At 52.1% G+C, this 13,628-nt stretch carries 13 protein-coding genes; 12 read left to right on the plus strand and 1 reads right to left on the minus strand.

Annotation, left to right across the window (positions count from 1 at the left end; all coding sequences use genetic code 11):
• Positions 1–40: 40 nt before the first annotated feature.
• From rfaD to EH228_RS10410, 4 genes are read left to right on the plus strand one after another with little or no spacing between them, the layout of a single operon-like run.
• The gene (gene rfaD / locus EH228_RS10395; protein ID WP_152321604.1) at positions 41–973 is read left to right on the plus strand and encodes an ADP-glyceromanno-heptose 6-epimerase; all 933 of its coding nucleotides are present in this window, start codon (positions 41–43) and stop codon (positions 971–973) included.
• A gap of 16 nt (positions 974–989) precedes the next feature.
• Positions 990–2,051 carry an ADP-heptose--LPS heptosyltransferase RfaF gene (gene rfaF, locus EH228_RS10400; protein ID WP_152321605.1) on the plus strand — a complete coding sequence of 354 codons (1,062 nt, stop codon included), beginning with the start codon at positions 990–992 and terminating at the stop codon, positions 2,049–2,051.
• Positions 2,039–3,019, plus strand: coding sequence for a lipopolysaccharide heptosyltransferase RfaC (gene rfaC / locus EH228_RS10405; RefSeq protein ID WP_152321606.1), 981 nt, complete (start codon positions 2,039–2,041; stop codon positions 3,017–3,019). The genes rfaF and rfaC overlap by 13 nt, the downstream gene beginning before the upstream one ends.
• Before the next feature lie 6 nt (positions 3,020–3,025).
• Complete coding sequence (locus EH228_RS10410; protein ID WP_152321607.1) at positions 3,026–3,943, plus strand: glycosyltransferase family 2 protein; 918 nt, start codon at positions 3,026–3,028, stop codon at positions 3,941–3,943.
• A 20-nt stretch (positions 3,944–3,963) separates the two neighbouring features.
• On the opposite strand, the gene EH228_RS10415 is transcribed toward EH228_RS10410, so the two are convergent.
• On the minus strand, positions 3,964–4,935 hold the full coding sequence (locus EH228_RS10415; RefSeq protein WP_152321608.1) for a polysaccharide deacetylase family protein: 972 nt from the start codon (positions 4,933–4,935) through the stop codon (positions 3,964–3,966).
• Positions 4,936–5,258: 323 nt separating this feature from the next.
• Here EH228_RS10415 and EH228_RS10420 point away from each other — a divergent pair, with 323 nt between their 5' ends.
• The 8 genes from EH228_RS10420 (at position 5,259) to coaD (ending at position 13,600) form a co-directional block, all read left to right on the plus strand.
• Positions 5,259–6,347: a glycosyltransferase gene (locus EH228_RS10420; protein WP_152321671.1), complete on the plus strand. Its 1,089-nt coding sequence runs from the start codon at positions 5,259–5,261 to the stop codon at positions 6,345–6,347.
• A gap of 237 nt (positions 6,348–6,584) precedes the next feature.
• Positions 6,585–7,688 carry a glycosyltransferase family 9 protein gene (locus EH228_RS10425; protein ID WP_152321609.1) on the plus strand — a complete coding sequence of 368 codons (1,104 nt, stop codon included), beginning with the start codon at positions 6,585–6,587 and terminating at the stop codon, positions 7,686–7,688.
• 2 nt (positions 7,689–7,690) lie between these two features.
• Positions 7,691–8,692, plus strand: a complete 1,002-nt coding sequence (locus tag EH228_RS10430) for a glycosyltransferase (protein WP_152321610.1) — start codon at positions 7,691–7,693, stop codon at positions 8,690–8,692.
• 60 nt (positions 8,693–8,752) lie between these two features.
• The gene (gene rfaQ / locus EH228_RS10435; protein WP_152321611.1) at positions 8,753–9,838 is read left to right on the plus strand and encodes a putative lipopolysaccharide heptosyltransferase III; all 1,086 of its coding nucleotides are present in this window, start codon (positions 8,753–8,755) and stop codon (positions 9,836–9,838) included.
• A complete protein-coding gene (locus tag EH228_RS10440; protein ID WP_152321612.1) occupies positions 9,831–10,970 on the plus strand; it encodes a glycosyltransferase family 4 protein in 1,140 nt (379 codons plus the stop codon). Before rfaQ ends, EH228_RS10440 begins: the two co-directional genes overlap by 8 nt.
• A gap of 96 nt (positions 10,971–11,066) precedes the next feature.
• Positions 11,067–12,341, plus strand: a complete 1,275-nt coding sequence (gene waaA, locus EH228_RS10445; RefSeq protein ID WP_152321613.1) for a lipid IV(A) 3-deoxy-D-manno-octulosonic acid transferase — start codon at positions 11,067–11,069, stop codon at positions 12,339–12,341.
• A complete protein-coding gene (locus EH228_RS10450) occupies positions 12,342–13,127 on the plus strand; it encodes a glycosyltransferase family 2 protein (RefSeq protein ID WP_152321614.1) in 786 nt (261 codons plus the stop codon).
• A complete protein-coding gene (coaD, locus tag EH228_RS10455) occupies positions 13,124–13,600 on the plus strand; it encodes a pantetheine-phosphate adenylyltransferase (protein ID WP_152321615.1) in 477 nt (158 codons plus the stop codon). The genes EH228_RS10450 and coaD overlap by 4 nt, the downstream gene beginning before the upstream one ends.
• Positions 13,601–13,628: the final 28 nt, after the last annotated feature.

Below are 13,628 nucleotides of genomic sequence, written 5' to 3' on the forward strand. Positions count from 1 at the left end.
AACCTTCTTTTCACCCACTCTCTTTTAAAGGTTAAAGCTCATGATCATCGTCACTGGCGGCGCAGGATTTATCGGAAGTAACATCATTAAGGCGCTAAATGACCAGGGCCACAGTAATATTCTGGTGGTCGACAACCTGAAAGACGGCACCAAATTCGCCAATCTGGTGGATCTGAACATTGCCGATTATATGGATAAAGAAGATTTCTTGATCGCCCTCCTGGCCGATGAAGAATTCGGCGACATCGAGGCGGTATTCCATCAGGGTGCCTGTTCATCCACCACCGAGTGGGATGGCAAGTATATGATGGATAACAACTATCAGTACTCCAAAGAACTCCTTCACTACTGCCTGGAACGTCAGATCCCGTTCCTGTACGCTTCTTCCGCCGCCACCTACGGCGGGCGCAATGAAAACTTTATCGAGGAGCGCCAGTATGAAGCGCCGCTGAATGTTTACGGCTACTCGAAAATGCTGTTCGATCACTACGTTCGTCAGATCCTGCCGGAAGCAAACTCGCAGGTGTGCGGTTTTCGCTACTTCAACGTTTACGGCCCACGTGAAAACCATAAAGGCAGTATGGCCAGCGTGGCCTTCCATCTGAATACTCAACTGAACAACGGTGAAAATCCAAAACTGTTCGAAGGCAGTGAAAACTTCAAGCGCGACTTTATCTACGTGAAAGACGTGGCCGCGGTTAATTTGTGGTTCTGGCAGAATGGCGTGTCCGGCATCTTCAACTGCGGTACTGGCCGGGCCGAATCTTTCCAGGAAGTGGCCGATGCCGCGCTGAATTTCCATCAGAAAGGCGAAATCGAATACATTCCTTTCCCGGAAAAACTGCAAGGGCGCTACCAGGGTTATACACAGGCGGACCTGACCAAACTGCGTGCGGCGGGTTACGATAAGCCCTTTAAAACCGTGGCCGAAGGCGTGGCTGAATACATGGCCTGGCTGAACCGCGACGCGTAACAGGGTACTTCCGGTCATGAAAATTCTGGTCATCGGTCCTTCCTGGGTTGGCGATATGATGATGTCGCAGAGTCTCTATCGTACGCTGAAGGTTGAGTATCCTGACGCCATCATCGATGTGATGGCGCCCGCGTGGTGCCGTCCGTTGCTGTCACGTATGCCTGAAGTCAGCGAAGCCCTGGCAATGCCGCTCGGCCATGGCACCCTGGGACTGGGTGAACGTCGTCGCCTGGGTAAGACATTACGCAACAAAGGGTACGAACGCGCTTATGTCCTGCCTAATTCCTTCAAATCAGCGCTGGTGCCCTTTTTTGCCAATATCAAAACCCGTATCGGCTGGCGTGGTGAAATGCGCTATGGACTGCTGAACGATATCCGGCCTCTGGATAAAGCGGCCTTTCCCCTGATGGTTGAGCGCTATATCGCGCTGGCTTATGACCAACAACGGATAACCAGTGCGAAAGATCTGCCGCAACCGTTATTATGGCCAGCCCTTGCCGTTAGTGCAGAAGAAAAACTGACGACGGCTGCAGAGTTTGATCTTGTAGCAGTACGACCCGCAATGGGTTTCTGTCCTGGCGCTGAGTTTGGTCCTGCCAAGCGCTGGCCGCATTATCATTATGCTGCACTGGCGCAGAAGCTGATCAATGACGGCTATCAGATTGTCCTGTTTGGTTCAGGGAAGGATAAAGACACCGGCGAGCAGATTCGACAAAGCCTGCCGGAAGATGTGCGGCAGTACTGCCGCAATCTGGCTGGCGAAACCACATTAGAACAGGCGGTTGTCCTGTTGGCCCATTGCCGGGCGGTAGTCAGTAACGATTCTGGTCTGATGCATATCGCCGCCGCGCTGGGGCGCCCTCTGGTGGCGCTGTACGGCCCCAGCAGCCCGGACTTTACCCCTCCGCTGTCGGACAAGGCGCGTGTTATCCGCCTGATCAGCGGTTATCACAAAGTGCGGAAAGGGGCAGCGGAAGAAGGTTATCATCAGAGTCTGATCGATATTCAGCCTGAGCGGGTCAGTGCCGAACTGGCGAGCCTGCTGGGTGACAGCCAGGAGAATGAATGCAGGTTCTGATTGTTAAAACCTCCTCAATGGGCGACGTACTCCATACTCTGCCAGCCCTGACTGATGCCATGCGCGCTATCCCAGGGATCCGTTTTGACTGGATCGTGGAGGAAGGTTTTGCACAAATCCCCACCTGGCATCCGGCGGTAGACCGGGTGATCCCGGTAGCGATCCGACGCTGGCGTAAACATTGGTTTGGCAGTGCAGCACGTGAAGAACGCTTTCTGTTCAAGCGTGAGGTTCAGTCACGCCAGTACGATCTGGTGATTGATGCGCAGGGACTGATTAAAAGCGCCGCACTGGTCACCCGTATCGCCAAAGGTATCAAGCACGGCCAGGACAGTCGCAGCGCTCGCGAACCATTTGCCAGTTGGTGGTATGACAGACGTCATGCAATCAATAAGCAGCAGCATGCTGTACAGCGTACACGGGAACTGTTTGCCAAAAGTCTTAACTATCCCTTGCCGACCAGCCTGGGTGACTATGCCATCGCAGGGCATTTCCTGGCGAACCCTCCTGTCGATGCCGTTCAGTATCTGGTGTTTTTACATGCCACCACCCGTGATGCGAAACACTGGCCAGAGAATAACTGGCGCGAGCTGATCGGTTTGCTGCAAGCCAGCGGGCTGAAGATCAAACTGCCCTGGGGCACGGAGCACGAACAGCAGCGGGCCAGGAGACTGGCGGAAGGATTTAACTATGTAGAAGTACTGCCCAAACTGACACTGGAACAGGTCGCCCAGATTTTAGCCGGCGCAAAAGCTGTGGTATCCGTCGATACAGGACTCAGCCATTTAACCGCAGCACTGGATCGCCCCAATATCACGCTGTATGGTCCAACCGATCCGGGATTGATTGGCGGTTATGGTAAAAATCAGTTCGTCCTGCGCCCCACTCAGAGCCAAAATATGGCAGATATCTCTGCACAACGTGTGGCAGAACATCTCCATCCTCTTATCGCACCCATGGCTGATTAAACGCAGATGACCCCCCCTATCCTGAGCATTCTGATTGCCGCACACAATTGTGGCGATTTTCTCGCCAAAACGCTCGACAGTATCATCGCCTCACTGGGCAAGGCGCTGGTGCGGACCGAAATTGTGGTGGTCAACGATGCCTCGACAGACGCCACCCAGACCATCATTGATGATTACGCGTTGCGCCTGCCGCAGCTTCGTCATAGCTATGTCGATTACCGTAACGTCGGTAAAGTCCGTAATCATGCGGTTAAACTGGCATGCGGCGACTATATTCTGATGGTCGATGGCGACGATCAACTACTTCCTGGCGCCCTGCAGGATCGACTGCAAACACTGCAAAAATATACGCCGGATATTCTGCTCAGTCAGATTATCGAAGTGCGGCATGACGTTCCGGCGTTGCAATGGCAGCCCTCCGACCCTGAATTACTGCCCCGGGACGAGGCTATTGAGCGTTTCCTGATACATCGGGATTATCAGGCGCATTTTATCGGGCAGTTCTTTTCACGGCAGTTACTGCAACAACATGCTTTCCCGGATTTTATCTGTTACGAAGACACCTGGCTGTTTCCGCTACTGCTGATGCTCAGTGAGAAAACGCTGTTTACCCGCAGTGGTTTTTATCTATACCGTAAGCATGGGCACAGCCTGTCGACAGCCATTGATGAACGCAAGATTACCTGTCTGATTGCCGCGACACAGAACATGGATGAGGTGTTGCCGGCACAATTTGAGCACCTGATTACCTGCCATTGGCTGGATATCGCCAACCGGTACCATCCTTTGCTCAGCGGCACGTCACAAGGTCATCAGGTGAACTCGCGTATCGCCCGGGTCAGCCTGGTCCGGTTTCTGCTGAACAGAAAAATCAGGACCAGTTATAAGAGAAAAATGCTGGCGGTACGGAAACGCAACCGATAATACCGTCCTTCACGATCCGATCACGCCATTCCTTGTCTTGACTTAAAGGCGGCATACTCCGCCAGCGTCATTCCCTGAGTCCGGGTATGAAGCCAGCTAAATAGCGTATCGAGGTCGTCATAAAGCCGGTCAATATCCGCTTCATTTTTGAATGTCGGGCTCCCGTCAGGCATAAACTCGGATGAGTGCAACATGAACTCGACATAATCGGCCCCGGAAGCCAGACTTTTTTCTGCCACATTAATCATTTGTTGCACATTGCCGCCAACAGGACGCAGCCAGTGCACAGAAGGGCTGCGCTTTTTGCCACGCAACGCATCGTAACCCTGCCTGAGCACGTTCATCAAGCGGCAATGCTTGAACTGAATACTCATCGGTACCTCCAGCAATGGAGAGCCTCCCGGACGAGAAATATCATCGATATCAATATAATAAGCGGTTCGGGGGAAACGAGTATAATTGCTCCCCCCCTTACCTTGCGGAGCACCTGGTGAGTATTGCCAGTTCACGCCCGGCGTTACCGAACAGTCAACCTGGTAGCCGAACTCAATCAACAATTGAGCATAATATTCATCGAAAGCCCACCGTCCGGCGCGATGGCTGAGCATTTTGGTATGAAATGTTTCTTCCAGCAACTGGGTCATCCAGGCCACTTTTTTGCGGATTTCATCACGCGGATACTCGATCAGATAAGGCTGAAAATGCCAGTCATTTTCCGTCAACTGATATTCCGGTGGACTATTCCAGGCATGCAGATGCATCCCTACCTCGCCAGTATTACGGGCGATGACATCGCGGGCAAATTCGATATAAACCGGATCAACCGCCATTTCATAATTGGTCAGCCAGGTGGGTTTAAAAGCATATTTTTCACAAACTTGCTGGAAACGTGCAAGAAAATCTGCATTTCTGGTCGTAACATGGCCTGAACGATTACGCCACAGATTGTCGCCTTCCGTATCGATGGTGATTAAAAATGCTGGTTTATTCATGCCCGTTGCCGCTCCATTATGACCCAGCCAGTATGTTACGCAGCCCTCTCCAGGGACGCAAAGGGATTTGCTGGCGCATCAGGGAGTCGGGCGGATTTGCTATAGCGCTATCTTTTTTATTTTTCTAAGATTAACCTCATGCGTCGACCAGTATTAATCAATGTCCGCATGAGGTTAACAGGTCAAAATGAACCGGGATATGGCAGAGGGATTGCCTGAAGTGATGAAAAAGGTAAGTCGTATTTATGCAGTAGAGGAGAAGGAGCATCTCCTCACGGTAGACTTTCTCTGTGAAAGGTAAAAAATTGTCCAAGCGAATTTTGATGATCATTGATGGCCTGCCCGGTGGCGGTGCCGAGAAAGTCGTACTCACGCTGGCGAAAGGATTGATTGAACGCGGCCACCGGGTTTCGCTATTTTCTCTGCGCGCGGTATGTGACTACCCCATACCAACCAACCTGCATTATCAGGTCATCCAGGATAGCTGCCGTCGCCCCTGGCGCAAGCTGACCGAACTGAATCGTCGAGCGGCCATGCTGGATAATGCAATAGTGGCAGCAGAGGAAGAAGGTGGCGCCTTTGATCTGGTGGTCTCTCACCTGCATAAAACCGACCGGATTGTCAGACGTTGCACACGGCTGCAACCCGCGAAAACCTGGTTTTGCTTGCATGGTGTCTTTTCTTCGTCCTATCTGGCTCACCGCAAAGGTTTTTCGTTATGGCTGAAAAAAGTTAAAACACGGAGAGTCTATCAAAACCGCAATGTTCTGGGTGTTTCGGAGTATGTGCTCGACGACCTCAAACAGGCTTTTCACATAAAACCTGCTCGCGAAAAAGTCATTTTTAATCCTTTTGATTTCGAAGCGATCCTCTCTCAATCGTTAAAACCCTGTAAAATGGCGGGTCAGGATTACCTGCTCCATGTAGGGCGTTTCCATCAGACCAAACGACATGATCGCCTGCTGCGCGCCTATGCCAAAAGCGGCCTTACGGCGCCATTAGTGCTGATTGGCCAGGGCAGCCCGACAGCGACCACAAAACTAAAAGAACTGGCAATGGAACTGGGAATCAGCGACAGAGTTTACTTTGAAGGTTTTACCAATAATCCTTATCCCTGGATCCGCCATGCAAAACAACTGATTGTCAGTTCCGATAGCGAGGGTTTTGGTAATGTGCTGGTCGAGGCGCTGATTTGCTATACTCCTGTGGTTAGCACCCGTTGTCCAGGAGGACCCACCAGTATTATGACCGGTGACCTGGCCCGTGGCCTGGCGGAGATGAACGACGATTCACTGGCCGCGACGATGCAGGATGTTTGGCTGAATCCGCCAGCGGTAGATGGACGCGATCTGAAGGCGTACAGTATTGAGGCGATATGCCAGCAATATATTGATTTAATCAATAATAACTGAAATTTACGCTACCTTACAAGAAAGACGATTAAGATAATCAGAGGCCAGGCAAATGTGCGAGCTGGCTTCAGGGGCTGAGTGCCCAAAAACGCTTTTATTTCTGCATAATGTAAGATTTCCACCCTCGTACAACAGGAATGAATATCAAAACTCTGTGATATATATTCGCATAGTACCAAGATCGACCGGTTCACAATGTGGCAATAAATGGACAACTTCGCTCAGGGAGAATAGAGGGTGAATTATGTGTTGATATTCCTGTTTCTGCTACCAGTAAAGCTACTGATGAAGCTGAGACGGAAAAAACAGCCTCGTAACCTGGTGATCCAGACGGCGAAGATTGGTGATTTCATCAATATCACCCCTTTGCTGAAACACCTTAAGCACAGTGATGCTTTGCTGAGCCGTGCTGTTGCGCCACTGGCAAAGCACGATGCCACGCTCGGGGAAATTTTCTATGTGGAAGACTACAAGAGCAATCTTCTCGCCAGATTAAAGCTCGCCTTTAAACTGATGAACCACTATGACAATGTCTATCTGCTACATCCTAACAACCTCAACCTGTTTTATGCGGCCTGCTGTAATGCCGACAATAAGCAGTTTCTGTCGATGTACAGAAGAAAGTGGTATCAGGGGGTTTTCTACCTCACGGCAACCGGTACAGTTGAACATCAGAAACATACGCTAACCCTGGAAAACTATCTGAAGCTGGCCGATCGCTCACTGACCAAAGACAGTTACCCAAAACATGCGACACTCCCACTACTGAAGCCAGAAAACACCCCCAACGAGCTGTTCAGAACGGATAAGATTAAAATCGGCCTGAGCATTTCAGCAGGTAACCAGGCCAAAACCATCCCACCAAAAATATGGAAAACACTCTTCGACAGGCTCGACGATCTGCCTTGTTTATTCTATATTTTTGGTTCGCCGAATGAACTGGCCCATTTTATTGAGCTCAATAAGGTGGTTGGCGAACGCGATAACCTCGTGAATATGATTGGCAAAATCTCACTGGAAGGGGTGCCATATGCTATCAGCCAGATGGATTTTTATGTGGCATCTGATTCGGGTAATATTTATATCGCCGACGCGCAAAATGTACCGGTCATTCTGATTTACGGCCCTTGTTGCGTGGAAGAACAACGTCCTCTGGGAGATGTCCTGCTGATAGGTCCTGATCATATTGCCCCGACGTCCTATGTGTTTCGCGCGTTGTATAAATTTAATCATCCTGCCCAACAGCTTTTCGCGCTTGATGCGCGTAAGCTTGATGATATTTATGATTTTATTTACACGCGCAGTTGGAAATGCCTTACCGAAAAGAAGATATTACCCTGAGTATGAATCCGCATTCTGAAATTCCGTCGCCGCTGTTGAGCGTGATTGTCCCGATGTATAACGCTGGAAAAAGCTTCCAGGCCTTTATTGAGTCAGCACTGGCGCAAACGCTGCAATCCCTGGAAATCATCATCGTCAACGATGGTTCCACTGATGAATCAGCGGAAATGGCGCATCGTTATGCTGCGCAGTATGCGCATATACAGGTTATCGATCAGCAAAATGGCGGTGTTTCACGGGCGCGTAATGCCGGTCTTGCCATCGCCCGGGGCCAGTATGTGACCTTCCCGGACGCTGATGATACCCTTTATCCGGATATGTACCGCAAACTGGTCGAGATGGCCGGGCAAGACGATCTGGATGTAGCACAGTGCAATGCCGAACGCATTTTCTGGGGGGATGATAACGCCCGAACGTTGATCCCAACCGATCGCTTGCGTTCCACTGGCGTACTGAGCGGTGCCGAATGGCTGGGCAAGGCGCTGTCGACCAACCGCTATCTGCACGTGGTCTGGCTGGGGATCTATCGCCGGGAACTGATTCAACAGCTAAACTTGCTGTTTGAACCGGGGCTGCACCACCAGGATATCCCCTGGACTACCGAATTAATGCTGAATGCACGGCGGGTACGCTATACCGAAGAAGTGTTGTATCGCTATTACGTTCATGACCAGTCAATCAGCAATCAGAAGCGTACTGGTATGCGTAATGTCGAATATCAGCGGCACTATCTGAAAATCGCCCGCATGTTGGATGAGATTAATCAACGCTACCGCCATAAAGTTAACATCGCTCCCGCCGTGTATCGGCAGGTAACCAAAGAGGCATTAACCGTTTGCCACTCTATTCGCCGTGAACCGGATGCTGAAGCGCGACAGGCGATCATTGCCGATGTGTTCGCAACAAAAACGCCTGGCATCATGTTGCGTAACACACGTGGCGCCCAACAGTGGTATCAACTGTTGCTCTGGCTGATCCGTATTTGGCGCTGGCGTCAAAAGTAATTCCGCCGGACGCTGACTTTCCCTTACAATCAGCCCACTTCACTTTGAGATCCAACGAGTATGGCCTGTCCTGAATTGATCCCCGCCACATTTGCACCGCAAAATATTCTGCTGATAAAGCTGCGCCATCATGGCGATATGCTGCTGACCACGCCAGTGATTAACGCGTTGCATCAGCGATATCCAGCGGCTAACATCGATGTGCTGCTCTATAAAGAGACCCGTCCGATGTTGCAGGCGTTCCCGGCCATTCGTCATTTCCACGTTATTGATCGTAACTGGAAAAAAGAAGGGAGCTGGCAGCACATTCGCCATGAAGTTGCTCTGGTGCGTTCGATTCGCCGACAGCATTACGACCTGGTGATTAATCTGGCTGACCAGTGGCGCAGTGCGATTATCACCGGCTTATCCGCTGCAAAAATCCGCATCGGCTTTGACTTCCTTAAGCGAAAAAATGTCCTGTGGCGACATGCCCATACTCACCGGGTGTCCACGCAGGATCATGGCGAGTTGCACACGGTTGAACAAAATCTTGCGGCTCTCAAGCCTCTGGGTATCCCGAATACCGGCTTTCCGGCCTCAATGCATTACAGCGACAGTGACTGGCAGCAAACCCGGACGGCACTGGACAAACAGCAAATATCGCCGTCACCCTATATCGTCATCCAGCCAACCTCCCGTTGGCTGTTTAAATGCTGGGAAGATGACAAGGTGGCCGGATTGATCGACGCCCTGAGCACATCAGGCTGTGACATTGTCCTGACAGGCGCGCCTGACAAAAAAGAACAGGCGATGATCGAGCATATCCTGTCCCTCAGCCATAATCCGCGGGTGATTTCTCTGGCCGGTAAACTGACGCTGCCGCAGTTGGCCGCCTTGATCGACCATGCTCGCCTGTTTATCGGCGTGGACTCCGCGCCAATGCACATGGCTGCCGCGCTGAATACCCCCTGCGTCGCCCTGTTTGGCCCGACTAAATTGAAACAGTGGCGCCCATGGGGGGAGAATAATCGGGTCATCTGGGCGGGAGATTATGCCCCGCTGCCGCCTCCGGACAGCATCGATACCCGGACTGAAAAACGCTATCTCTCGGCTATTCCACTGGACGAGGTGGTGAAAGCCGCAAGGACATATCTGGATGAGTAAAGTTCGCCTGGCGATAGTACGACAGAAATACCGGCCCGATGGCGGTGCTGAGCGGTTTATCTCGCGGGCGCTGGAGGCGCTGGACGACAACAGCCTGGAACTGAATATCATCACCCGTAGTTGGCAGGGTGACCCTAAACCGAACTGGCATCTGCATATCTGTAACCCCAAAAAGTGGGGGCGTATCTCTCGAGAACGCGGTTTTGCCGCCGCGGCCCGCGCCTGCTGGGAGCGTGAGCAATTCGATATTGTGCAGAGTCATGAGCGTATCGCGGGTTGTGATATCTTCCGGGCCGGGGATGGCGTCCACCGGGTCTGGTTACAGCAGCGAGCTCGCGTCATCTCCCCGTTTCAACGCAAGCTCGCCAGCCTGAGCGCCTACCACCGCTATGTGATGAAGGCGGAAGAAACGATGTTCCGCTCTCCCGCACTAAAAAAAATCATCTGCAATTCGCTGATGGTAAAGAACGACATCATGCGTTGCTTCCAGGTCCCGGAAGATAAATTCGCGGTTATTTATAATGCTATCGACTCGCAACGCTTTTCGCCAGCCACCGAAGAGCAGCGGCAGTTGTCCCGTGCAACACTGCAACTGCCTGTAACAGCGAAAGTCTTTATCTATGTAGGTTCCGGCTTTGAACGCAAAGGACTGAAGGCCTGCATTGATGCACTGGCCGCGACCAATGCACATTTGCTGGTGGTCGGTCAGGACAAACAGCAGTCGCATTATGTCAGTCTGGCCCACAGTCTGGGATGTGAAAATCGAGTCCATTTCCTTGGTGTGCAACATAACGTGATCCCTCTCTATCACGCTGCCGACGGGCTAATTCTGCCAACACTGTATGATCCGTTCCCTAACGTTATCCTTGAAGCGATGGCCTGTGGCCTGCCAGTGATAACCAGTATGACTTGTGGGGGAGCCGAGTTCATTGTGGATGGCGATCAGGGGTTCGTTTGCGATGCTCTGGACATTGCCTCTCTGACCGCTGCCGCTGCCGCCATTCCGCTGAAAACAGCCGACAGTCGGATGGGCGACGCCGCCCGCGAACGCATCCTGCCGTACTCGCCACAACAGTTAGCAAGCCAACTCTATACGTTGTATCAACAAGTGTTACAGCAGCCGGATAAGTAGTGTGAGCGGAGCAGACTTATCTGCTAACATGCCGTATTATTTCTCTTTTTCGGCATTCTCTAACGCGAGTCTCTCCGCACTTTTTTAAAGACTGTGATGACAACACTTTATACCGTCCTGCTGTACCTCATTCAGCCCCTGATTTGGCTCAGGCTCTGGCTACGAGGCCGTAAAGCTCCGGCCTACCGTAAGCGCTGGGCGGAACGCTATGGTTACTGTGCAGGCAAAGTAAAGCCGGACGGTATTCTGCTACACTCGGTTTCGGTTGGTGAAACACTGGCCGCGATACCGCTGGTTCGGGCACTGCGTCATCGCTATCCCACGATGCCGATCACCGTCACCACAATGACGCCAACCGGTTCTGAACGCGCCGCCTCTGCCTTTGGTAAAGATGTACACCACGTCTACCTCCCTTACGATCTGCCCTGCTCAATGAACCGCTTTTTGAATAATGTTAATCCACGCCTGGTGATCGTTATGGAAACCGAGCTGTGGCCCAATATGATTGCCCTGCTCCATGCACGCAAAATTCCGCTGGTGATTGCCAACGCCCGACTATCGGAGCGTTCGGCCAGAGGCTATAAAAAACTCGGTAAATTTATGCAGCGTCTGTTGCAGCAAATCACGCTAATTGCCGCGCAAAATGCAGAAGACGGTGAGCGTTTTATCAGCCTGGGGCTGAAACGCCCTCAATTGGCAGTCACCGGTAGCCTGAAATTTGATATTTCCGTCACGCCTGAACTGGCCGCTCGTGCTATTACACTACGTCGTCAGTGGGCACCGCGTCGGCCTGTATGGATTGCCACCAGTACGCATGAGGGAGAAGAGAGCATCATTCTGGATGCGCACCGCTCATTACTGGAACGTTTTCCTAATCTGCTGCTTATCCTGGTGCCGCGCCATCCGGAGCGTTTTTCTACCGCGCGTGAAATGGCGCAAAAAGCCGGTTTCAGTTATATCCTGCGCAGCAGCGGTGAGATCCCGTCCAGCAGTACCCAGGTGGTGATTGGTGATACCATGGGCGAACTGATGCTACTGTACGGCATTGCTGATCTGGCCTTTGTTGGCGGCAGCCTGGTTGAGCGTGGTGGTCATAATCCACTGGAGGCGGCAGCTCATGCCATTCCGGTGCTGATGGGACCGTATACTTTCAACTTCAAAGACATCTGTGCCAAACTGTTGCAGGCCGACGGGTTGATTACCATCACCGACGCCCGTTCGTTAGATAAAGAGATCGGTACTTTGCTAACAGATGAAGACTATCGTCTGTACTATGGTCGTCATGCCGTGAACGTTCTGCATCAGAACCAGGGGGCGTTACAGCGTCTGTTACAGTTACTCGAACCCTATCTGCCACAGCGGAATCACTAAATGTCTTCACGCCAACAGCTGTCAGTTGTACTGATTGCCAGAGACGCAGCCGACCTGCTGCCAGAATGCCTGGAGTCCGTCAGCTGGGCCGATGAGATTGTGCTGCTGGACTCCGGTAGCAGTGACAGCACGCCACAGATTGCCGCCCGCCATGGCGCCAGAGTATTCCAGTCCACAGAATGGCACGGTTACGGCAAACAGCGCCAACTGGCGCAAAGCTACGCTCGCCACCCAATGATTTTCATGATCGACACTGACGAGCGGGTCACGCCACCGTTACGGGACGCCATCCTGGCGGTGCTGGAGCAGCCTCTTTCAGATAAGGTTTACAGCTGTAGCCGCCGTAATCTGTTCCTGGGACGCTTTATGCGCCATAGCGGCTGGTATCCTGATCGGGTGATCCGCCTCTATCCCCGTCACCTCAGCTACAACGATAACCAGGTGCATGAATCGCTGGAAACCAACAATTCGCAGGTCACGCTATTGCAGGGCGATCTGCTGCATCTGACCTGCCGAGATTTCTCCTCCTTCCAGTGGAAACAGTTTGCCTATGCAGAAGCCTGGGCAAAACAGCGTTATCATCAGGGGAAACGCTGCAGCGTTTTCTCGGTGTTTTCCCATACATTTGGCGCATTCTTTAAAACGCTGATCCTGCGTGCTGGTTTTCTGGACGGCAAACAAGGCTGGCTGCTGGCGGTGGTCAATGCGCAGTACACATTTAATAAGTACACGGCGCTCTGGGCGCTGCATCACTCTTCTCACGCTTCCAGCAAGGGCAGACTATGAGTACCAAAGCGATTTACCCTGGAACCTTCGACCCTATGACCAACGGTCATCTGGATATCGTTACCCGCGCCGCGAAGATGTTTGATCAGATTGTCCTGGCTATCGCCGCCAGCCCGAGTAAGAAACCGATGTTCCCGCTGGATGAACGCGTGGCGCTGGCCCGTCAGGTCGTGGCCCATTTACCCAATGTGGAAGTGGTGGGGTTCAGTGACCTCATGGCAAACTTTGCCCGCGCTCAGCAAGCAAACGTGTTGGTGCGTGGACTGCGTGCTGTATCTGATTTCGAGTACGAAATGCAACTGGCGCACATGAATCGCCATCTGCTGTCCACACTGGAGAGCGTGTTTCTGATGCCGTCGGAAGAGTATTCCTTTATATCTTCATCACTGGTAAAGGAAGTCGCACGTCACAAGGGTGATGTCAGCGCATTTTTACCTGAGCCAGTTTATACCGCGCTACAAGCCAGGTTGTAGCATTTATACGGCACTGGCCCCGGCTTTT

This window comes from Erwinia endophytica, assembly GCF_009295515.1.
Classification (GTDB): Bacteria; Pseudomonadota; Gammaproteobacteria; order Enterobacterales; family Enterobacteriaceae; genus Erwinia; species Erwinia endophytica.